The organism is Domibacillus aminovorans, assembly GCF_001643235.1.
Classification (GTDB): Bacteria; Bacillota; Bacilli; order Bacillales; family Domibacillaceae; genus Domibacillus; species Domibacillus aminovorans.
This window is the reverse complement of the sequence record NZ_LQWY01000030.1, coordinates 29,731-53,159: the sequence shown is the minus strand read 5'-3', so window position 1 is coordinate 53,159 and position 23,429 is coordinate 29,731. Positions and strand designations below refer to the sequence as shown.

Genomic DNA, 23,429 nt, shown 5'->3' with positions numbered 1-23,429 from the left:
CCTTTTTCTGTTTATTCATTTACACAAGATATTTTACGCTCTCGAAATATCTTAAGTGAACTTAAAGTAATCAAGTTACTAAATCATAATATGCAAAGCACCTTTGGTTTAGTTTCGTGCATATCAGCAGAACAAGAAAATACAATAAACAATATATTTAGTTACTCTCGACTTCAGCTACATTTTTAACTCGTTCAACAAATTCAATTGATTGGTTTGTTCTCCATAACTTGTGGCATAAGTTTTTGCATATTTTCTAACGAACCATCAAACAACTTCCAAACTTGTTCAATTGGTGCTTCTATTTCAATATCTTTTATCCATTGTTTCATCTAAGGACACCTCTAATAATTTTTCCCAAGTGTGATTTTTTCTCGTACATAAAGTAGAAAAGCTGGATAATCTATAAACAGCTTACCCTATAATAGCCTTATAGGCTGATAATGTAATCGCACCAATGTCATTTGTCACTATTGCAACAAAGTAAAATGGGGAGCCTCAAATGCAGCTAATCAATAATAGTAACAGATATTTTCTCATTGAGACGGCACTCTCTTCGCAAAATAATTCACACCAATAATGCCAGCAATGATTATGCATGTACCAATTGCATGATAATAATGAAATGCTTCATGTAAAAAGACGATACCTGCTAGTATCGTAATGAGTGTGGCTAAATTACTAAAAACACTCATTTGAGAAGCTAGTAATTGTGATAAAGCAAAATTGGAAAGATAAGACGTCACAAGAGATGACAAAATCCCTAAATATAAAATAGCGATGACAAAATCAATATGCAAAAAGGGTTGGATAAACTGATTCACTGTACCATTAATCAAATGGTTTGTAAGTGCTAACACATTAAAAGCGATAAAACCCAAAAGTGTCATTACATATGTGATGGTCAATAATGAATAGCGTTGTGTCAACTTTCTTGCAAATACGTTGTACAGTGAGGCAACAATTGCTGAAAGTAAAATCCAACCACTCCCGAGAACACTCGTGTTTTCAGCTCCTACTCTATTCATGTACAAAATATAAATAACACCAAGTACAGATAAGCTAACAGCTATTTTTTGACCTCGTGTTGAGCTTTCATTTAACACGATACTTGCGAAAACTAACGTAAAAATTGGGACTGTCGCTTGAATGATACCAGCTTCAGAAGAAGTGATATGAACTAGTCCAAAAACCTGAAAGGCAAAAAAGAGTGTGGGATATAGTACCGCTAACAAGACAATCGTAAGTACATCTTTTTTTGTTACTTTTATAGATTCTTTTTTAAACAGCAATAACACTGTGGCAGCCATCCATGCGATGGTAAACCGATGAGCCAATGTATCAAGTGGTGTTGCTACAGTTAATGTCATTTTGACAAACATGAATGACAGTCCAATAATCATTGCATAAATTGTTGCTGCTATGTAAGCAGTTCTTTTTTCAGTCATATCCATTTCTCCTCTGTTTTCTATCCGGCCGGTATCACTATCGTAAATAAAATCGGCAATTTGTACGATATAAAAAATACACGTCTGTACCGATACAGATATGCAAGGAGGAATATTATGCTCAAATATGAATGGATTTATCAGTCACTTCTTCAGCAAATTCAAGCTGGAGATTTACCAGCGGGTGCAAAATTACCTTCTATTCGAAATTTATCACAACACTATTCTTGTAGTATAAGTACCATCCTTGCCGCTCTTGAAAGATTAGAGGATCAACATATCGTTTATGCCATACCGAAAAGTGGCTATTATGTCATGGACCACCAGGTTTTCAAAGCACCATCGTATACTGACAGCATTGACTTTGCCACTTCATCTCCAACTTGGCACGCTTTTCCTTATAAAGACTTTCAACACTGCATTAATAAAGCGATTGATACATATCAAGAAGACCTATTTCGCTATGGAACGCCAAAGGGTTTGCCCTCACTGATCGTAGAAGCTAAAAAACACTTAGAAGCTTATCAAATATTCACGCATTCCGATCAGATTTCCATCACTTCAGGTGTTCAACAGGCTCTTTCTCTACTAAGTATTATGCCTTTTCCAAATAATCGTTCCACCATACTAGTTGAACAGCCCAGCTATCATTTATATATGGATATGCTGAAAACCTATCGGCTGCCAGTAGTAGGCATACAACGAACAGCAAGAGGAATTGATTTAAATCGACTAGAACAAATTTTCCGCGAAGATAACATTAAATTCTTTTATACAATGCCGCGATTTCATAATCCTTTAGGTACGTCAAACAGTAAAAAAGAAAAAGAGGCTATTTTGCAGTTAGCACACCAATATGATGTATATATTATAGAAGATGATTATTTGGCTGATTTTGAGTGCAATAAAAAGAATGATCCTCTTTTTGCAGATGATGTTCACGAACTCGTTATCTACTTAAAAAGCTTTTCAAAAATCATGTTTCCAGGTTTAAGAATCGGACTAGCAGTACTTCCAAATGCATTAATAAATACGTTTCAACGATTCAAAACGACCACTGATATTGATAGCTCCATGATTTCACAAGCAGCACTGGAGCTCTATTTGAAAAGTGGTATGTTTGCACATTATCGAATGCAAGTGAGTGATACATATACTGCTCGTGCAAAAATCCTGCAGCAATCACTGCAGACTCATTTATCTATGTATGAATCATCATCCGAAATTGTTATGCATGGTCACATTCTGTTACCCAAACAAGCGAATATAAAATCACTGATTCATCATTTGCATGAACAGCGTATATACCTAGATTCAGTTGAAAGAAACTATTTAGATGACTTTTACCATGAACGGATTTTGAAGCTAAATGTTTCAAATGTTGACGAACATCGAATTGATGAAGGTATTAGCAAAATTGCAAACGCATTAAACAACCCACAATATTACTTTTTCTGATAATGACAAAACTACATATCCCCAAGCGGGTGCAGGTCCCATTATTGTCATCTTAGGAGGATATAATTGGAGCTACTTAGTTTCACCTATAGTGATTGGTGGTTCAATCATCATTGTTTTCTATGCATTAGTGATTAATAATCTGAGAACAAGCCGAAAAGATCCTCTTTTTTGGAAATGAAGCGTTCAATAAAAAAGTAGCGAGAAACATCCTTCTCGCTACCAAAATCCTTGTCTTGAAATCTAAATAGTCATGCTACCACTCAGTACTTGAGCAGCTTTTTCCGCAATCGTTACGGATATGTTTATTCATTTAAATTTATATTGATGGGATACTGTCCCATGGCTGTATAACATATTGAAGGACATTGGAGAAATAGGATGACATCTTCTCTCACCTCATTCTTGATTTTGTCGAAAAAAGATTACTGCTTTACTTTATTCACCTTTCAGTTGCTAGGTGCATATGTCGTCAAAAGAAAGGGATCGGCGTTTGTTTGTTGAATTCTATTAAATGAAGGCAAAAGGAAAGGAAGTTATCCATATGTTATTAGTTATTGATTCAGCGAATGTAGAAGAGATTAAAGAACTCATTGACTATTATCCAATTGACGGAGTGACGACAAATCCGAGTATCATTGTAAAAGAAAAATTGGATTTTTTTCCATTGCTTAAGGAAATTAGCGAAATTATCGGAAATGAAAGAGAATTATTCGTCCAAACACTTACGTTTAAGGCAGAAGACATAATTAAAGAAGCGAAGTATATACGTGAGACCGTACCAGGTAATGTGGTCGTTAAAATACCTGTTACGAATGAAGGGATAAAGGCGATTAAAACGTTAAAAGAAATAGGTATACGCACACTAGGGACGACTGTCTATACGCCTTTACAAGCATATGTAGCAGCAAAAGCAGGCGCTTCTTATGTAGCACCGTACGTGAATCGAATCGATAACCTTACAGGAAACGGTGTCAACGTAGTGAAAGAGATTACACAACTATTAGAGAAGCATCACTATAACTGCCAAGTACTGGCTGCCAGTTTTAAAAATATTCAACAAGTGCATAACGTTTGTCTAGATGGAGCGCACGGTGTGACAGCTGCACCCGATATTATCAAAGGTTTTCTAACACACCCGGCAACGGAAGCAAATGTTCAATCCTTCAGTGACGATTGGCAAAAAGCATATGGCGAGAAGAGTGTTGTCAATACCGATAAAGTAAAAATGTGATAGGCAATCCTAACCATACTATTTTGGATTCCTTCCTTCATGGCAAAAAAGAGCGAGTTTCAATGTTTCAACTTTAGTCTAATAAATAATGAGAAAAGGGACTTCCTGTAATAGGGATATCCCTTTTTTTCATTTGAAAGGAAATAAAGATATCATCTTTGCTGCTCAAGAACTTTCTAATAATGTTTGAGGCGTCTACATGAGAGAATACTAAAACTGGAAAATGTTTATGAAGGCACTGCCCAATAACGCGAGCCGTGCCTTTTTTTAGTTCTATTCTTAATGCTCAGGGTATGTAGAACATGCACTCAGGCAAAGACAGACGCGAAAAAAGAATGATGTATCCGGCCTTTATTATTTTTGGAGCCGATCGCAGTTAATTTGACTTCTTCTCATTTGGTACCCTTTTATAATGTTGTAAGAAATCTTTTTTTACTCTTGAAATAGGCCCACTCTTTATACCCAATTTCTTTAAGTCGTTGTCTCACCAACTCAAAATCATCACCTACACGGCCTGGCGTGTGAGCATCCGATCCAAATGTGGCTTTTACACCATAATACAGTGCTCGCTCGAGGATCTCATCTGCCGGATACCATCCACCGCAATCTTTTGTTTTACCCGACGTATTCACTTCTATCGCTAGATCAAATTCTGCAATGACTTTTAATGTCTTGTCAATCGTCTCTGTTTGAATAGCTGAAAAGGAAGGATAAAAACCTTTCATCGCATCAATATGACCTAGAATTTGGAATAATCCACTCCGGGCAGATTCCTCTATTAAGTAATAATAATTTTCTTTTGTTTGCCGTTTTTCTGTATCCGACAAGCCTTCCCAGCGACCTCTCTTAAAAATATTAAGGCCGTCTACAACATGTACCGAACCGATAATGTAATCAAACGGATACAAATGATACTGCTGGCGATATAAATCTGCATGTTCAGGAAAGAAATCGGATTCTACACCTAATAGAACATCAATTTTCCCGCTATACTCCTTTTTCAACTGCAAAACTTCTGATACATATTCCGAAAATTGAGTTTTAGCCATGGCAATACCCGGATACAGATGATCCTCTTTACTAAAGAAATAAGGTGAATGATCGGAAATCCCGATCATATCCAGACCATGATCAATAGCAGCTTCTACATACTCCCGTATCGTTCCTACAGCATGTCCACAGCGGTCGTGATGGGTATGGAAATCAAATTTCAAATCGGGCTTCATTTTTCTCAGCACCTCTCTTACATTATTTTTATAAATTTTAACATATATAATAAGAATGAATCCAACTTACTTTAATGATAAAACTCGTCTTCAACCGGATAACAAAGAAGCCCGATTTTCATTCGGGCCGCTTTTCTTAATATGCAGTAAACTTTTATCAACTAGAGTTTAACTTCTTTTCTAACAATGATTATTTATATTCGCCAATAATCTTGGCTGCTTTTTCTGTTATGGACGTATCAATCGCTTCGTCAAAATTGAATTCCCCACGAATGGCTCCATTTTTCTTATACATTTCATACTGATCACGAATATCATCAATGAACATCTTGCCATTTGGATCAAGCCCTGTCACAAATACATCTTCCCAAACGGCAGCATCTTTTAAAGCGGTGTATTGTGTCATGATGTCGATAATGTCGTCTTTCCCTTCGCCTTTTTTGAAGGCATCGTTATAATCACGAACCCCTTTTAAATACGCGGCCATGAAGCGTAACGACACATCTTGTTCGTCTTTCATGAATTGCGGTGATCCAAGTACCATCGCGATTTGTGCTTCCGGTGCGAAATCGGTTGCATCACCGAAACGAACGTGAATGCCTTCTGCTACACCTTGTGTAATGAGTGGTTCAATTTGCAGCGCCGCATCAATCGAGCCATTTTCGATGGCTGCCATCATGTTGCCAAAGTCAGACATAATCACAAATTCAACGTCGTCTTTCGTCAGACCTGCGTGCTCAAGCATTTGATGGAAAATGTAATCATCCACAGCATGCTCAGTGGAAACGGCAATTTTTTTGCCTTTCAAATCACTGTAGTCCTTTATTTCACCTTGTTTATCAGCACCTATAACAAACGTGAAATACGATTTTCCTTTTTCATTGTGCCCTTTATCGGCGATAATTTTCACATCAATTCCTTGGGCAATAGCATTAAAAAATGACGCGGACGATATGCCGCCTGCAATATCCACATCACCGGATGCGAGGGCTGGTAACATATCATCACTATTCGAAAATGTCGCAAACTCCACTTCAATGTTGTAGTCATCAAAATATCCTTTTTCATTGGCAATATAAAAACCTGCGCCTGACGCAGAACCATCTTCCGCAATGACAACTTTCGTCTCCTTACTTAAAGGTGCTAAATCGCCAGACGGATTATCTTTACTTACGTCGTCATTGATCTTCATCGATCCCTCTTCCGCACACCCCGCCAGTAAAAGTAAAACGCCTAACATCCCTAACCACTTTTTCATTAATACGCCCCCTTCACATTCTTGACCCTTGTACTTCCACCTGCAAATGCCGCCAAATATCCAAAAATTTGGAAGACATTACTGGATTTGATCGCATGTCTTCCAGTTTTCTTGGCCGCGGCAAATCTATTTTCACCTCATCAATGATTTTGCCAGGTTGTGCACTCATGAGTAATACCCGATCACTTAAATACAACGCTTCGTCTATACTATGCGTAATGAACAACACCGTTTTCTTTGTTTCAGACCAAATGGATAACAGTTCTTCTTGCAAAATATATCGGTTCTGCTCATCCAACGCCCCAAACGGTTCATCCATCAGCAAAATTTCTGGATCATTCGCAAATGCTCTTGCAATGCTGACCCGTTGCTTCATCCCACCGGACAGCTCTTTCGGGTACATTTTTGCGAATTTTGCTAGTCCCACTTTATTCAAAAAATAGTTTGTTCGTTCTTTTACATGCGTTTTTGGCAAATGACGCATCTTCAGGCCGAACGCTACATTTTCTTCAACCGTTAACCACGGTAGAATGCCTCGTTCTTGAAACACCATAGACTGGTTCGGACGATCTTCATTACTTCTCTCAATTTTGAAGTCACCTGAACTTTGGTTTTCAAGTCCAGCTAATATGCGAAGCAATGTTGTTTTTCCACAACCGCTCGGTCCAACAAGACAAACAAATTCTCCCTCTTCGATATCAATTGAAATATTCTCAAGCGCAGTGACGCTATTTTGTTTTTTATAAAACACTTTCGTCAATTCATGAATCGATATTTTGGGGTTCGGGCTCACGTCGTCACCTCCACGGTATTAGTTTTCGTTGCAGCCCCCGTAATAACAATGAAAAGATATAGCCAAAAAACGAAATAAGAATCAATCCAACAAACATTTCTTTTAATAAAAAGGCACTGTAGGACGTCCAAATCAAATAACCAATTCCTGACCTTGCCCCCATCATTTCAGCTGCGACTATGGTCAGCAAGGCGATGGCCTGCCCCATCTGAATCCCTTCTAGCATGACTGGAAGCGAGCCAGGTAAAGCGATTTTCAAAAAGAAGTCTTTCCTGCTGGCTCCATAGTTTTTGGCCACATCCAAGTAAATGGAGTCGATTGAGATGACACCCGCGACTGTATTGATCACAACGGGGAAAAAAACACTTCCCGCAATGGTGACGACTTTCGACATTTCACCAATGCCAAAGATAATTAAAATAATCGGTAATAAAGCAAGTGTGGGAATGGGCATTAACGCCATAATAAGAGGAGAAATAAAATGTCGAATAGGTGCATACAAGCCCATGCACAAACCGATGATGACCCCAGGAATGACACCTAGTAAGAAACCAGCGAAGATTCGAAACAAGGAAATATTTATGTGATGAAACAATTCACCACTTGTGAGTAATTCAATAAATGTAGAAATAATGGCGGTGGGTGGCGGGAAAAATCGTGCGTCAATCAGTCCACTTTGAGATAAAAATTGCCAAATAAGCAAAAGACATATGGGGGAAAATATGGTTAACCATGTCTTCAGTCTTCGCTTTGTTTGTTGTTTGCGCCATTCTTGTTTTTCCGTTTCGATTGGATTTTTTATATCCTTCATTTTCACCACCTCTTCATCAGAATAATATGTAGGCGTTCGAAAATGTGTGCACAAAACACAAGGTGCCAATCGTTAGCTCATATCATAAACTAACTATCTAAAATAGTATCTAAGTTTAATAAAAACTCCTCAAACCAAAAAAACAACGAATATACGATACATGTATATTCATTAAAAGTTAACATAACACCAGATTATGCACAAAAATAAGGCTGTCTCAAAAGTCAGTTTTCACGGACTTTTGAGACAGCCCCTTCCATAAACAATTATTTTTCAATAAATAATCCTAAATCCTCTCCTTCCACTTTGAAACTTTTCATGCCCGCAACTTCCTTAAAAAAAATGGAATTTAGAATGAGATTACTCCGCAATAGCGAGTCATATCTCATGAGCATTTCCTGCATTTCAGGGGCTATACTCATATATAAATTAATTCTTAAATCTACTGGTAGATTTAATTCTTTTCTGTAAGTTTGCACAGCTCTTATTATTTCTCTAATCATCCCTTCTTCTTTTAGTTCCTTATTTAGGATTGTTTCAAGAATGACAAGGTATGATTCACTCTCCGCATGACTGAATCCTTCTTTTGCAATCTTTTGTACAATAAAATCTTCTTCATCAAGCTTAATTAGTTGACCATTTTTTAATGTCATTTTAACATGGCCATTTTCAAGCAAAGCATTAATTTCTTCTCTACTGAAATTATTAACCTTTTTTTGAACTTCACCAACTACTTTTCCAAGCTTTGGTCCAGCAACAGGAAAATTTAATTTAAGGTTATATTGTAACAACCCAGAATGATCATCACTAAAATGAACTTGCTTGACGTTTGTTTCATCTTTAATAATCGACGCATACGAATTTAAGTTAGAGATGGCTGATTGTTTAGATGATAGAACGTATAAATTCGCCAAAGGCTGTTTGGTCTTAATACCAACTGTATTTCTTACCGATCTTGTTAGCTCAACAACCTGTAAAACGCCATTCATGTCCTTTTCTAATTCTTTATTTATGAGTTTGTCGTCAGGTTTTGGATAATTTGACAGATGAACACTTGATTTTTTTAAATCTGAATAGATGTCTTCCGCAATGAATGGCGTGTAAGGTGCGATTAATTGAGACACCCTCACAAGTACTTCATAAAGTGTACTAAAGGCAGCCTTCTTATCTTCACTCATACCGCTACTCCAGAAACGCTGTCTCGATCTTCTTACATACCAATTACTTAGCTCTTCTACAAAAGATGAAATAGTTCTTGCACCTCCTGTAAAATCATAAGCATCTAGGCTCTTTCTTACTTCTCCTGTGACGGTATTCAACCGGGACAGAATCCAATTGTCTAAGATTAAACGAGTTCCACCAAGGTCAACACTCGGATCAAATTGATCAATTTTGGCATACATAGAATAAAAAGAATGCACGTTTAGCAATGTATCAATAATTTTAGATTTAGCCTGGCTGACTATTTGTTTAGAAAAACGTTTGTTATTCCAGGGTGCACTATCAGCGAGCAAAGCCCATCGCAACGCATCAGCACCAAATTCTTCAATAAGATCTACCGGGTTAAGAGCATTGCCTTTACTCTTAGACATCTTTTGACCATTTTCATCTAAAATATGTCCTAAAGAGAGTACACGTTTATATGGTGTTTTCCCAGTAAGCAGAGCTGATACCGCAAGTAAGCTATAAAACCAACCCCTTGTTTGGTCCACGCCCTCCGCAATAACATCTGCAGGGAATTGTTTATTAAATAATTCCTTGTTCTCAAAAGGGTAATGATATTGTGCAAAAGGCATAGAACCACTATCGAACCAAACATCTATAACTTCACTTGTCCTTTTCATAGTCGATCCACATGAACATTTTAAGTGCACCTCGTCTACATATGGCTTGTGCAACTCAATATCGTTTGGCACAACACTAGTGGCATGGCGCTGCAACTCTTCGATTGAATTTGGAGCCAGTTCGTTTCCACATTCTTTACACTCCCAAATATTTAACGGTGTACCCCAATACCTATTCCTTCCGATATTCCAATCGACCATGTTATCTAAAAATTTCCCGAATCTTCCGTCTTTTATATGGTGAGGGAACCACTCAACTGATTGATTTATTGATTGCATACGTTCCTTTACTGCCGTTGTTTTAATGAACCAACTTTCCATTGCGTAGTAAATAAGGGGACTATCACAGCGCCAGCAGTGAGGATAACTATGTTCGTATTTTTGTTTTTCAAACAACAAATTACTTTTTGACAGCATTTTGATAATTTCTACATCGCAATCTTTTACAAATCGTCCCGCAAGAGGTGTTACGTTTTCTTTGTAGCAACCTTTGCTGTCAACAACGTTCACAAAATCAAATTCGTTATTTTTAACTACATGGTAATCATCTTCTCCATATGCTGGTGCTATATGAACAAGACCCGTTCCACTTGTGTCTGTTACAAAATCAGCAGCCACAACTTGATGTCCTTTAGAAATAGAAATAAAGTCAAAAGGTGCTTCATAGGAAATACCCGTCAAGTCCTTGCCTTTCAAGACACTAACAATTTCATAACTTTCTCCCATAACAGTCTCTACCAGGCTTTCTGCAACAATAAATACCTCTGCGTCTCTCTTCACTTTGGCGTAGTTCATGTCTGGATTTACAGCAATTGCAACATTAGCAGGGAGTGTCCAGGGGGTTGTTGTCCACCCCAAAAGATACTCGTTTTCTGATCCAACTACGCGAAACTTTGCAGTTACCGATAAATCTGTAACATCTTTGTATCCTTGTGCAACTTCATGGGAACTGAGTGATGTTTCACAATCTGGACAGTAAGGGACAACACGATGTCCTTTATATAAGAAGCCTTTTTGATGAATCGTTGAAAGGATGTTCCAGACTGACTCGATATAACTATTCTCTAAAGTGATATAAGGATTACCCATGTCTACCCAATAGCCAAGTAAATCGGTAAATTGTCTCCATTCTTTTTCATAAGCAAAAACGCTCTCTTTACATTTTTCAATGAACCGCTCTACACCATAATTTTCAATTTCATCTTTGCCACGGATTTGTAATTGTTTTTCCACTCCTAGTTCTACAGGCAAACCGTGAGTGTCCCATCCAGCTTTTCTTATTACTTGATATCCTGCCATTGTTTTATATCTGGCAACAAAATCTTTAATTGTTCGGCCCAATGCGTGACCTGCATGCGGCATACCGTTGGCAGTTGGTGGTCCCTCATAAAATACAAAGGTTTCATTACCTTCTCTGCTCAAAATGGATTTTTGAAAAGTATCATTTTTCTTCCAGTCTTCTCTGATTCTTCGTTCTCTTTGTAAAGGAGTTTCTTTCACTTCGACCACCTCATTTTTAAAATAAAAAAACTCGATCCCTAACTACGTAGGATCGAGTTTATATATATGGCTATATAACCTTTGATAATAAAAATAAAAAACCATAAGCAGTGGTTTTTAATTCATCTCACTACGTACTATCATACGTGTTCTTTTTATCGGTAGAATACCGTCAAAGCCTATATGTTTTCAGCTTTGCTTCTCGGAGAGGATTTTCATTATGGTCTTAACGTTGACTTTCAGCAAATCGTCAACTCTCTTTGGATAAGAATTACATAATTACTCTTTCTCGTCATTGAATTAATATTTTATTTGTGTTTATCTTACGTTGCAAAATTACAAAAGTCAAGTAAAGCAAGATCGAAGTCCTCCAATTGTAAGTTATACCAATAACAACTTCCTAAATTGAAAGACTTGAACAACATTTAAAATTTAGCTTTTGATATAAACTTCAATTCACTATCAAAAGATAAGTTTCTGTATTTCGTAAACTTCTCTAATAAGCTTCTCGGTAAAATCTTCTCTAAATTATTGTTTCAATTAGACGCTCCACTAGCATAGAAATTCTTTATTGGTTACCATATGAACAATCCAACAACCATAGCGCTTAACAACGAAACAGCCATTCCGCTCACCAATAACTTCCAAAAATTCCTTCCGATTATATGTGATTTTTCTTCACTGAGGATAGAATTAAACGTTCCATAAATCATACCGACTGTACTAAAGTTGGCAAATGAAGTTAAGAAAGTGACCGCGACCGCAACGGTATGTGGAGCTAGCCCGCTAATCTTATCCTTTAAGTCGAGCATTGCCACAAATTCATTGGTAGCAAGCTTTATCCCCATTAATTGAGCAACATACATGGCGTCCTTTCCAGACAAACCAAGCAAGTACGCGAATGGACTAAAAACAACAGAGAATATTTTCTGAACGCTCAAACCTTCAACGATGAATCCTAAAATTCCATTTATGCTAGCCGTTAGGGCTACATATCCAATAACCATCGCCGTGATGACAATGACCATTCTGATTCCAACAAGCATACTGTTCGAGATGGTGGAAAAGAAATCTTTTCGCTCATGTTTAGCAGGAACATAAACGATATCCTCCTCTTTGCTCACATCGACAGGGTTTAGCATGTTTGCGATCAACAAAGCATTCAAGCAGTTTAATGGGATTGCGGCAAATACGTAGGTTGCAGGTACCATGGATAAGTAAGCTCCAATAATCGAACCACTGATGCTGCTCATGCTCATAATTCCAAATGTTAGCAGACGCTGTTCTCTTAAAGTCGCTAATTGATAGCGGAGGACTGCTAATGCTTCTGTATTCCCAAGAAACATCATCTGGATGGAAAAGAAGCTCTCAAGCTTTGGCAAACCTGATACTTTAGAAATGAGCCAGCCTACTTTATCAATAAGCCATGTTAATATTCCGAAATAAGTTAAAATATCAAAGAAGGTGACAATGAAGATAATCGGCATTAATGCACTAAAAAAGAAATCAACCTGCTCGTTAGCCATGACGGATGGGAATACAAAAGAGATCCCTTCATTTGCACAAGTAATTAACCATGTAAAGAACGATGCTATTTGATTAATGACCCATGTCCCGATTTTAGTCGATAACATAAACCACGTCATAAGTAGTTCAACAATCAACAATGTCAAAATGGATTTCCATTTAACGTTTCTTTTATTTGGTGAACATAGGTAAATGAGACCTAGAACAACTAATACTCCCAGTACATTTAACAAAAAATACATGTTATCATCTCCTGTGCTGTATTATTCCCCAAGATATTTTTTATATATAAAGAGCCCCCATTTTTTCACATTTTCAGCCGTAAGACAGAAAGCATGAAAAAATAAGAGCTTCTCTATTGAAACAGCGTAAGGTTCAGTAAAAAGAGATATCTCACAAAAACGTGGATATCCCTTTGAAAATTATATGGTTCAAGCTTTAATTCTTTGTATGCCAGTTCTCCCCAACAAATATTTTCTATTATTTTCTCTTTTAAGGGCTTTTACTAATTCTTCCCCTATTCATTCAGAAGAAAAAAGAGCCCGGCTGTAACAATTTGGTCATCTGTCCATACAGCATAGACTCTTTCCGTTAAATCCCCTTTTTCTCATAATTTGTATTAACGATACGATGCAAATTCTCACTTTTTGCTAAGTCATACATAGCCCCATGACCGCCCACTATAAGTGAACGTATTCAGAGCTCTTTTTTTAATTTCATGCTTACGTATTTTCGTTCTATTTTTAGTGAAGGATAGCTACTGAATACTTTAAAGGGAGTGGATTATCATGTTAAAGTTACAAACAGATCTTGAAGGAAAAAAAGCCTACTTTGGTGATATGCAGGATACACTTAAAAATCTTGGGTATGATTTAGGAGGACATTGGGATTATGAGCAGGGGAGCTTCGATTCCGTTTTGTGGCGTGATGGAGGGGAGACCATTTATCTGAGAATCCCTTTTCTTGTGGTGGATGGAGAACTCGAGAATTGCGATGCTTCGATTGAGTTTCAAACACCCTTTGTGATCAAACATGTCGTCAATACTGGTTTGGACAACGACGAAAGTTCATTAGCTACTGCTACAGGATTTAATCAGTTCCAAGACCCTCTAGATACAGACGGACAAATAAAAAATAAAAACAAATGGGAAGATGCCGGTGAACAAGCTGTCAAACAGATCGTCAGTTATTTACACTAAATAAGTCGTGGAAGAACTCTTTGTTCTCTTTTAGGAAATGGAGTTCTTCCACGGCATTTACTTCTCTATCACTTCACGACCTTCTAAGGCTTGGATGGGTCGATGGTTATCCGGGAAAATTTGACGGAATGCATCGATTTGCTCTTTAGACATGTCAATGGGCTGCTCCAATACAATCCATTTAACATTTTCTGAACACGGCGGAGTCGTTAAAGAACCCGTATATTGAAAAGATTGTTGTTCCTTTGGCAGCATATTCGTTAAGTCAATTGGCTCTGATAATTTTACAATTTCTGCTGTTCCTTCTTGAGGAAGGGCACTCCATACATTTTCGAATACGGGATTTGACGCGCCCTCCTTAATCATTAAGCCTATAACAGCTAGTTGATCATTTTCATCTTTATGTACAAGATGCAATTCCATATCAAAATGTTGACCGTTCAAAATAATGTTCTGTTGTTTTAACTCAGCAATGACTTCCTTTATTTTGCCTTAATCCTTTGTATTCAGAATCGGAGCAATCTCAATTTCTTGTGTTTTTACTCGGTATTGGGCGAATCAATACACAATAACCTTTTATGTCAAAATTGTAATAAAGATTATGAATGATTGACATTTTGCGATATGGTACAAAAAACGACTCATTTTTTCTTATAATAGACTAATATCACTTAATGTAACATTACATAGCATAATAAAAGGGATAGGGGGAACGTCGTGAACACAGATCAAGCTTTTGACCTGTTAAAGGATGCAGGATTAACAGAAAGTATGAGTATTCAAACTCTTAGACGTTGGCTGCGTGAAGGTAAAATTAAATACGATGGAACTGGAAATAGAAAAACTGGATACATAATTGATGACACAGATCAAGCTTTTGACCTGTTAAAAGATGCAGGATTAACCAAAAGTATGAGTATTCAAACTGTTAGACGTTGGCTGCATGAAGGTAAGATTAAATACGACGGAACCACGAATAGGACAACTGAATATATAATTGATGACACAGCCTCAAAGCTGTTTATAAATGAGCGCACTGATCAAAATAAGGACGAGATCATACACCAATTGAAATTAAAAATAAAAACACAAGATAAGCATATAGAAGGAATTGAAGAAATTCATAAGACTGCAAAAAATATAGTAATCCAGCAAAGAGATAAGTTAGATAAGCTAAATAAGGAAATTGTAATACTAAAGAATGTGACAAGGAAATTACAAAATGAAACAACGGATTTATTAAAAGAAAATACTGAATTACATAATGAATTAATAAAATTAAAAGAAAATAAAAGAGACCATTTCCGCTCCACCACTCAATCAAATGATTATAGTAAAAAACTAGGACTTTCAAAATTGGCGAGTAATAAAGATGTCTTAGCAGAATATAAAGGGTTATTAAAAATAACTCATCCAGATCATGGCGGCAACGCAAAGTTATTTCGTTACATTAAAACTGATTACGATCATTTTAGAAATAATATCAAAGATAGCTGAAAGAAAAAAGGATGAAAGTCTATTTTCCATTTAACAGTCTAATTGTCTCTAACTTAGTCAATTTTCTAAACGAAAAGGAAGCTTGTATGAAGCAGCTTCCTTCCGAATTTTGCAATGTTTTACGAAAGAGCATTGTTAAAACTCCTATCATTTTTAAGTTGATTACGAATTGATTTCTCCTTGAACTTCGATCCCTTTTAAAGGTCGTTTCCCTGCAAAAGCATATCCCAGTAATTTCCTGATCGTTTGTTGCTCAATGGGCCGAGGGTTATAATAAGGATTCTTCGTAGCCAGTTCTGCAGCCTGACCCAAATCACTCTCCTTCATCCCAATTTCAGCTAACGACATAGGGACACCTAGAGATGCAGTCAAATCAAAAAGAGAACCCGCTACATCCTCTTCCTCTACACGAAGTGCGCGTGCAATGGATTTAATCGCTTTCGATGCGTGGGCGGCATTGTACCAGATGGCGTACGGTAACATGACCGAGTGGGTTTCTGCATGTGGAAGGTTGTAACTACCTCCCAATACGTGACATAGCTTATGGTGCAATGCCATCCCTACAGATCCTAGAACAGTCCCCCCCAGCCAACAACCATAAAGTGCTTCGGAGCGTGCCTCTATATTATATGGATCAGCTAAAATAGCCGGTAAACTTGAATGAAGAGCACGAATTCCCTCTTCGGCTAAAAGAGAAATGATGGGGTTTACATTTTCTGCATACAGCCCTTCTACACAATGAGCGATCGCATTCATTCCGCTCGTTACCGTCACACGTGTTGGCAAGTTGACCGTAAGATTAGGATCATAAATGACCGTCTTCGGCTTAACGACGAGATCTTTTCCGGTCTTTTTGATTCCATTCTCCGTAAGTCCCCAAATCGGTGTCATTTCAGATCCCGCATATGTAGTAGGTATCGCCACAATGGGCAAAGAGGTGTTCAGAGCAATAGCTTTCGCTAAGCCGATGGAGGAACCTCCACCAATTGGAACGAGGCTGTCTACATGAAGCGCCCGCACAATCTCTAACGCTTTCTCAACCTTTTCCATCGGGACATGCTGAACCGCTTTTGCATGAATCCCCGCACATAAATCACCGATTAAATCTGAGACTTTATCAGCAAGCTCTTCTTGACCCGGAGTAGAAATAACGAGAGCCCTTTTGGCACTGATCTTTTCCAGTTCAGTCTGCACTTGTTTTATTTCCCCTGGCCCAAAAATAACCCTCGCAGCTTGAGCTTCATAAAGAAAACTTTTCATTTTAGCTTCCGCCCTTTACTCTTTGATTGGATGTTCGGATGAAAATAACATACTGCTATCGTTCTTTGATTATTTTTTCAAACGTCGGAAAAGAGGAGCCTTAATGTGTCCCGGTTACATCTAATGTTCTATTCGTTACATTCTTTTTCTCGAATGTAGACTGGTTGATTTTTTCTTGTAATTTTTCATAGTAAAAGTCTGATGGGCAATCAAACCTCACCAGACTTTTTCCTTTATTCTTGAATGAATTCTTTCGTGCTTCTTACTGTATCAATCGGGCGTACTAATTTTTCAATTTCTTCCCGTTTTGGTTCTAAAAATGGAGGCAAAGACAATTTTTCTCCAAGCGTTTCATACGATTCATCGCCCATAAATCCTGGACCATCTGTTGCAAATTCAAATAAAATTTGTGGTGCCACTCTTGCGTACAATGACTCGAAAAAGTGACGATCGACATAACCAGACGTTTGAAATCCGAAACTTTGCATCCGTTTAATCCATTCCTCTAAAACAGAACGGTCTTCAACACGGAATGCTGCATGGTGAACGGTACCAAACCCTTGTCGTGCTTGAGGTAGTATCACATTTTTTTCTACCACGACTTGCGCACCATTTCCTCCTTTCCCTACTTCAAATAAATGAAAGGAGCCGGACTTGTCTATTTCTTTAAATAAGAGAACTTTTTCCAGCATTTCTTTAAAGTAATCAAATTCAGCAATACGAACGAAGATAGGGCCTAATCCTGTAATGGCATATTCTAAAGGAATCGGTCCTTTTTTCCACGGTGTACCAGCCGCAACGCCTTCATTGTTTTCATCTGAAATCAATTGGTATTGTTGGTCATCAAAATCAACGAAAGAAAGTGTCTTTTTACCAAATTGTTCTTTTACTCCTGTATGTTTTACTTCTAAACGATCAAATCGTTTGGCCCAATACTCTATTGCTGCATCACTCGGTACGCGGAAAGATGTTTTTGAAATCTCATTTGTACCATGTACGCCTTTTGAAATGCCAGGGAAGTCAAAGAACGTCATATCTGTCCCTGCACTGCCCGTGTCATCTGCAAAAAATAAGTGATACGTTTGAATGTCATCCTGGTTAACGGTTTTCTTTATTAAACGCATCCCTAACACATACGTGAAAAATTCATAGTTCTTTTCTGCACTGCTTGTAATGGCCGTTACGTGATGTATTCCTTTTAATTCATTCATTTTGCATTCCTCCAATTAATCCTTAATTTGTGCTTATTTTGTTTTTTAAAGCAAGGTACCCCTTCTTATTGAACTCATTTTTCAATCCAAATTTTTTCTTCATCTAAATATCTTTAATTAATATATCTCTAATTCAAAATAATTTTATCATGGCTGATATTAGCTGTCAATCCGGAAGATGAATAACTATGTATTCCCTAAAACAACTCGTTTAAAGTAAAAAGAATGGCGGGATTCGTGTGTCTGTCGGCTGGATTAGAACTTATTCCGCCACTCGGCCACTTTATCCCGCTATCTCCCAGCAAAAATTCGCCAAAACAAGGAGAAATCCCACCACTAGACGTTCCATTTAAAAAAGGAAAGGAGCTGTGTCAAAATACATACTTTTGATACAGCTCCTTAAATGATGATTTATATTCCTGTCCAAACATCCTTTGCATATCGGCCTTCATTTTGCAATTGTTCTAGCCAATTCTCAGCTTCTTGTCCGCCTACACGATGCGCCTCTTGATAAGCGGGACACAAAGTTGCCTCTACATCTGGCGCCATTTTACTTCCGTCACCACAAATGTAAAGATGAGCCCCATCATCAAGTAAATGAATTAATGCAGCCGCGTCTCGTTTCATTAAATGCTGAACGTACGTCTTCGGCTGCCCGTTTAAACGAGAGAAAGCCGTGTGCAGCGTTACTAATCCATCTTGTTCAACTTGTTCCAATTCTTGACGATAAAGATAATCCTGTTCGGAATTACGGCAACCAAAATATAAATGTGCTTCCGCCAGCTTTTTCCCCTCTTCTTTCTGAATCCGTCGAGCTTGTAAAAAGCCTCTGAATGGCGCAATACCAGTCCCTGGACCAACCATAATGACAGGTGTTTCAGGATTTTCTGGTAATTGAAATCCCGATTGTGGCGTGCGGATAAAACAAGTAATGTTGTCTCCTATTTGACGATCCGCTAAATAATTTGATGCAACTCCCTTGTATTCACCCCGTCCACTCCATGCCCGTTCACATACGACCCCTACCGTTATACTTAAAGAATCTGAAAACATTTTAGGTGAACTGGAAATGGAATAATATCGGGCTTTTAATGATGGAAGAAGCTCTATGAATCGATCAAATGGCAACTCACAAGCCGGATATTGCTCAAGTAAATCAAGCATCGTGAGACGTTTTTGAAGAACCTTTTTCTTATACTCCTCTCCTTCTAAAAGAGCTTCCAATTCCCGCTTATGAGGCGGGCACACCGTGAAGGAGGCTAATTCACGAAGCTGTGCTCGCGTCGCCGCTTCCTGTAATTCCACATTGCAAGTAAGCAAATCATATACACTGACTGGATATCCGAGCGGAAGATGTGAAACATTGCGTCCACTTCCGCTGAGAATGATATGATCGTTTCTAGTTAGTCGATACCGATCTAGAACACGTTCTACAAGTTCTTCTCTATTTTGTGGAAGGACACCTAGATGATCACCCTCATGATACGCTGCACCTTCCGGCAAAAGAATTTCAATATGGCGTGTGCTCCGTTCACTCTTCTCTGTTTGAAGTTCACGATTTTCCTTCACTTGTGCTGAAAAGGCGTCGTACGTTGTGACAAGTGATGTACTTATCGGCCCATTCACAAACTCCACAGTAAGTGTACTTTCACCTTTCTCTCTCTGTTCTGTCTCTTTCAAATTAAATTCTTTCATTAAATCGGTCCACAATCGATCGTGCCAATGATCCAATTGTGCTTCAAAATCATCATTTGCATCACCTTCGCCTATCGGAACAATACGCTTTGCTCCTTTGACAGCTAGTTGTTCATCTATTAATTGAGGGATCCGCTGATATGTGCTTGCCCAGTTGCGGTTTCCACATCCAAAAACAGCATACTTCACTCCTCTGAACTCTCCGGCTTCCACCTGACCGATCCATTCTACAAACCCAGCTGCATTATCAGGCGCTTTCCCATTGTACGAAGATGTGATAATCAAAACGGCCCCGTCTTTAGGCAGTTTTCCTATATATTCATCAAGGGCGGCTACTTTACTCTGAAATCCTTGATAGCGGGCTGTTTCCGCAAGCTCTCTTGCAATCCCCTCTGCTGTTCCAAGATTTGATCCGTAAAGCACAAGTAATGGTGTATTGTGGGCGTCTATAGCCTGTGTAAACTCACTTTTCGATTTCTTTTCTTCTGCAGGTGCTGTTTCCTGACTAGAAACAGCCAAAGCCACCTGTTTTTTTCTTGATTTTACACGAATCGTAAAATTGTCTGGTTTTAACGTTAATGTTTCTTTTACATTTAACTCGTAATCCGTATGATCAATCAATTCAAAATGCTGAAGAACCATGCCTAAAACGAGTGTCGCCTCTTGAAGAGCAAACTGCATTCCAATACAGGCACGCTGCCCATTTCCAAATGGTTTATACGCATGGTGAGGGATTTTACTCGGATCTTCAAAACGCTCAGGTCGGAACGCTTCCACGTCATCTCCCCAAGCATCTTTATCACGATGCAGCTTCGGAATGAGAACGGCAACACTTCTCCCTTTTTCAATCAAATATTCCCCGCCAATGACCGTATCTTCTTTTGCATACAATGAAAAGGCTGGAGCAGTTGGCCATAATCGTAAAGATTCATTGAGTATCATCTTAATGTACTTAAGGTTTTTCACTTGTTTATATGAAGGAATTGGATCTGTTAAAACGGTGTCCACTTCCTCGTATGCTTTCTTAAGCTTATCTGGATTCTTTAAAAGATAGTAGAGAGCAAATGACAGCAAGCCGCTCGTTGTCTCGTGCCCTGCTATTAAGAAAGTAATCATTTGATATCTAATATTGATATCATCCAATTTCTCGCCTGTCTGCGGATCTTTCGCATTTAGCATAAGAGAGAGCAGGTCATCTTCACCTTGATGGCCATTCTCTTTACGCTCGGAAACGATTTTATCCACTAAAGAAAACATCACATTAATATCATGCTTATATTGGTTTTTTGTCAGTACCATCAGTTTATCTTGTAAACCTAAGCGCTGTGTTTGGTTCATCGATTCATTCAGTGCTCGAAACATACTCGTAATAAATGGGTGTGGCTTTTCACGATAGAAACTGTTGAATCGATAATTAAAACCGCATAACCCAATCGTATCAAGTGTAAGGTTAGTCATATCTTTTGGCACATCAATTGATTCATTTGGGTTAAGACGCTCCCATTTTTGAACTAGCTGCAAAGCAAGATCCAACATCATCGGGTAATATCCCTTCATCGCTTGCTGACTAAAACTGGGCAGGAGTATGTTATGAGCTTTTTGCCAATTAGGCTCTTGTGTTTCACTCGTAAATAAACCATCTCCCGCAAATGCACGAACTTTTTTCAGCGGCGACGAAAGATGTTTATCAAAACGTGATGGATCACAAACGTCTGCTACTAATTGATGGCTGGAAACAAAAGTGTTTGTTGTACGAGGAAATTTAAATTCAAAAATCGGACCATACTCATCTGCCAGTTTGCAAAATGATTGAACTGGTTTTTCTTTATCGATAAGAGGGATATTGCCGAGCGGACCGAACGTTTTAGGTTTTGGAATCTTTTTCATATATACCATCCTTTACAAGTTAATTGTTTTTCATTCTTTTTTGTATAAGGTTTTTTAAAACACTATGTTATTTTGATACTTTTTATCAGTTCAGATAGGAATGAATATTCATTCCTATCTGAACAACGGCAGTTGGATTGTTAGTCAATCCGTACTGCTCGTGCAACGAAAGTGCCCATTCGTTCAATTAATTCTGTCGAATCCTCTAGACTCTCACTTTCAAATAATTTTAAAACCTCAATGATGCCTCCGACAATAAACGAAATGAGCACATTAGGAGGAAATTCATATACCTCTTCTTTCTTCTGGCCTTCTATAATAATTCTCTCAATAGAGTCGATCAGGTTTTGATAAGCATTTTCACTGTCCTGATTTAAATAAGGCATCCCTTTTTGACTTTGAATAAAACGCACGACGTGAGGATTCTGTTTAGAGAAATGAAAAAATTGATGGAATAAAAAACGAAATTGTTCATCTGTAGACTTATTCTGTAAATCGATTTGAATGACTTTTGTTAGCTGCTTCATACAATGTTGAAATAGCTCATTCACCAACGCTTCTTTATCAGCAAAGTACCGGTAAATGGTGCCAGCCCCCACTCCTGCGCGGTTAGCAATCATAGGGATTGTCGTTCCGTCAAACCCACGTATGGAAAACTGCTCTAATGAAGCAGCTAAAATGTCTTCTCGTTTCGTTGTCATGCTATACCTCCAATAAGGAATGAACGTTCATTCCTAATGTTTATATATTATAATTTTTTTAAAAATATGTCAACTGCCTAAAAAAAGGATATCTCCTACAAATCCTTTATAGAGATAAATAATAACTAGGTAGAGCGCTATTTTTTTAAAAAAACTGCTAGTAGGTTTACAAAATAAAACTTCGTAAATACACATGAAAATGATACTTATTATTAATACTATAAAAAATAAAGGGTAACCTAATGAATGGTTACCCTGAGAAAATCAAACTTCTGGTACAAACGTTTGGCAATCTGTTTCTTCACTGTTAGATGCTTGTTTGCCTTTATGGCTGATGACATAAATGGAATCAGCCTCACATTTGTTTCCTGAACTCCAGTGCTTGCAGTTGTTGACTTCACAAAGAACATCTTTCGCCATCGTATCACACCCCCTTTTTTGTTATCTTGAACAAATTTGAGGCAGTTGATACTTTTTTATTTTATGTATCAATATTCAAAGCAAATAGTACGTTCATGTTTACTCGAAACGGAATTTGACCCGCCTTCTTTAATCATTATGCCTAAAACGGCTAGTTGGTCATTTTCACCATCGTTAAAAAATGGTAAATACACGAGAAACTAACTACTTTAAATTTCTTATTTTCGGGGATTCTACAAGCAGGAGGGTGAATAAAAAATGATTGAAAATTTCGAAATTGCACAGTTATCGTCTGAACAAACGGAAAGAATAAAACAATTGGAAAGTGAGTTAGAATGCACGCTCATTGCCTATGAGCGCAAAAATGAGCACAGCACACAGTCAATAACGTCCGGGGCATAGTCCCGGATGTTTTGGCCGTTATTTTTTCAAAACCTCAAATTCCAGATATATCTATATT

At 37.8% G+C, this 23,429-nt stretch carries 20 protein-coding genes; 6 read left to right on the top strand and 14 right to left on the bottom strand.

All coding sequences use genetic code 11. The features are described from left to right. Positions 1–203 precede the first annotated feature (203 nt). Both AWH49_RS20980 and AWH49_RS11355 read right to left on the bottom strand, forming a co-directional pair. Positions 204–332 carry an SRPBCC family protein gene (locus AWH49_RS20980; RefSeq protein WP_280512826.1) on the bottom strand — a complete coding sequence of 43 codons (129 nt, stop codon included), beginning with the start codon at positions 330–332 and terminating at the stop codon, positions 204–206. Positions 333–536: 204 nt separating this feature from the next. Beyond that, entirely contained in the window at positions 537–1,448 is a 912-nt protein-coding gene (locus AWH49_RS11355) for a DMT family transporter (protein ID WP_063965796.1), read from the bottom strand. A 117-nt stretch (positions 1,449–1,565) separates the two neighbouring features. On the opposite strand from AWH49_RS11355, the gene AWH49_RS11350 reads away from it, so the two are divergent. The 3 genes from AWH49_RS11350 (at position 1,566) to AWH49_RS11345 (ending at position 4,140) form a co-directional block, all read left to right on the top strand. Continuing rightward, positions 1,566–2,906: an aminotransferase-like domain-containing protein gene (locus AWH49_RS11350; protein WP_063965795.1), complete on the top strand. Its 1,341-nt coding sequence runs from the start codon at positions 1,566–1,568 to the stop codon at positions 2,904–2,906. Then, positions 2,893–3,087 (top strand): HPP family protein, encoded by a 195-nt coding sequence (locus tag AWH49_RS19250; protein ID WP_082862797.1) that lies wholly within the window; start codon positions 2,893–2,895, stop codon positions 3,085–3,087. Before AWH49_RS11350 ends, AWH49_RS19250 begins: the two co-directional genes overlap by 14 nt. A 363-nt stretch (positions 3,088–3,450) precedes the next feature. Next, positions 3,451–4,140, top strand: a complete 690-nt coding sequence (locus AWH49_RS11345) for a fructose-6-phosphate aldolase (protein WP_063965794.1) — start codon at positions 3,451–3,453, stop codon at positions 4,138–4,140. A 407-nt stretch (positions 4,141–4,547) separates the two neighbouring features. Here AWH49_RS11345 and AWH49_RS11340 read toward each other — a convergent pair whose 3' ends face one another. The 6 genes from AWH49_RS11340 to AWH49_RS11315 all read right to left on the bottom strand — a co-directional run bounded on the left by AWH49_RS11340 (position 4,548) and on the right by AWH49_RS11315 (position 13,341). Further along, positions 4,548–5,366 carry a histidinol-phosphatase gene (locus AWH49_RS11340; RefSeq protein ID WP_211268397.1) on the bottom strand — a complete coding sequence of 273 codons (819 nt, stop codon included), beginning with the start codon at positions 5,364–5,366 and terminating at the stop codon, positions 4,548–4,550. 190 nt (positions 5,367–5,556) lie between these two features. After that, positions 5,557–6,624 carry an ABC transporter substrate-binding protein gene (locus AWH49_RS11335; RefSeq protein ID WP_034287152.1) on the bottom strand — a complete coding sequence of 356 codons (1,068 nt, stop codon included), beginning with the start codon at positions 6,622–6,624 and terminating at the stop codon, positions 5,557–5,559. Between the two features lie 13 nt (positions 6,625–6,637). Continuing rightward, positions 6,638–7,417, bottom strand: coding sequence for an ABC transporter ATP-binding protein (locus AWH49_RS11330; protein ID WP_063965793.1), 780 nt, complete (start codon positions 7,415–7,417; stop codon positions 6,638–6,640). Positions 7,418–7,421: 4 nt separating this feature from the next. Continuing rightward, positions 7,422–8,228 carry an ABC transporter permease gene (locus AWH49_RS11325; RefSeq protein WP_063965792.1) on the bottom strand — a complete coding sequence of 269 codons (807 nt, stop codon included), beginning with the start codon at positions 8,226–8,228 and terminating at the stop codon, positions 7,422–7,424. Positions 8,229–8,494: 266 nt separating this feature from the next. Further along, on the bottom strand, positions 8,495–11,581 hold the full coding sequence (gene ileS / locus AWH49_RS11320; protein ID WP_425305709.1) for an isoleucine--tRNA ligase: 3,087 nt from the start codon (positions 11,579–11,581) through the stop codon (positions 8,495–8,497). A gap of 566 nt (positions 11,582–12,147) precedes the next feature. Further along, positions 12,148–13,341 carry a nucleoside transporter C-terminal domain-containing protein gene (locus AWH49_RS11315; protein ID WP_063965790.1) on the bottom strand — a complete coding sequence of 398 codons (1,194 nt, stop codon included), beginning with the start codon at positions 13,339–13,341 and terminating at the stop codon, positions 12,148–12,150. 546 nt (positions 13,342–13,887) lie between these two features. Here AWH49_RS11315 and AWH49_RS11310 point away from each other — a divergent pair. Continuing rightward, positions 13,888–14,298, top strand: a complete 411-nt coding sequence (locus AWH49_RS11310; protein WP_034287158.1) for a YugN family protein — start codon at positions 13,888–13,890, stop codon at positions 14,296–14,298. A gap of 57 nt (positions 14,299–14,355) precedes the next feature. Here the strand turns inward: AWH49_RS11310 and AWH49_RS11305 are convergent, their stop codons facing one another. Continuing rightward, positions 14,356–14,742: a carbonic anhydrase family protein gene (locus AWH49_RS11305; RefSeq protein WP_063965789.1), complete on the bottom strand. Its 387-nt coding sequence runs from the start codon at positions 14,740–14,742 to the stop codon at positions 14,356–14,358. A gap of 273 nt (positions 14,743–15,015) precedes the next feature. Between AWH49_RS11305 and AWH49_RS11300 the strand changes: the two genes are divergently transcribed. Then, positions 15,016–15,795 (top strand): hypothetical protein, encoded by a 780-nt coding sequence (locus AWH49_RS11300; RefSeq protein WP_063965788.1) that lies wholly within the window; start codon positions 15,016–15,018, stop codon positions 15,793–15,795. Positions 15,796–15,957: 162 nt separating this feature from the next. On the opposite strand, the gene AWH49_RS11295 is transcribed toward AWH49_RS11300, so the two are convergent. From AWH49_RS11295 to AWH49_RS18800, 5 genes are all read right to left on the bottom strand, one after another. Beyond that, entirely contained in the window at positions 15,958–17,055 is a 1,098-nt protein-coding gene (locus AWH49_RS11295) for a maleylacetate reductase (RefSeq protein ID WP_063965787.1), read from the bottom strand. 233 nt (positions 17,056–17,288) lie between these two features. After that, complete coding sequence (locus AWH49_RS11290) at positions 17,289–18,266, bottom strand: ring-cleaving dioxygenase (protein WP_063965786.1); 978 nt, start codon at positions 18,264–18,266, stop codon at positions 17,289–17,291. Between the two features lie 411 nt (positions 18,267–18,677). Further along, complete coding sequence (locus AWH49_RS11285; protein WP_063965785.1) at positions 18,678–21,857, bottom strand: bifunctional cytochrome P450/NADPH--P450 reductase; 3,180 nt, start codon at positions 21,855–21,857, stop codon at positions 18,678–18,680. Positions 21,858–21,988: 131 nt separating this feature from the next. Beyond that, positions 21,989–22,549 carry a TetR/AcrR family transcriptional regulator gene (locus tag AWH49_RS11280; RefSeq protein WP_018393608.1) on the bottom strand — a complete coding sequence of 187 codons (561 nt, stop codon included), beginning with the start codon at positions 22,547–22,549 and terminating at the stop codon, positions 21,989–21,991. Positions 22,550–22,813: 264 nt separating this feature from the next. Then, a complete protein-coding gene (locus tag AWH49_RS18800) occupies positions 22,814–22,969 on the bottom strand; it encodes a DUF1540 domain-containing protein (RefSeq protein ID WP_064505460.1) in 156 nt (51 codons plus the stop codon). A 258-nt stretch (positions 22,970–23,227) separates the two neighbouring features. On the opposite strand from AWH49_RS18800, the gene AWH49_RS20030 reads away from it, so the two are divergent. Continuing rightward, positions 23,228–23,371: a hypothetical protein gene (locus AWH49_RS20030; protein WP_157723718.1), complete on the top strand. Its 144-nt coding sequence runs from the start codon at positions 23,228–23,230 to the stop codon at positions 23,369–23,371. The last annotated feature ends 58 nt before the right edge of the window (positions 23,372–23,429 follow it).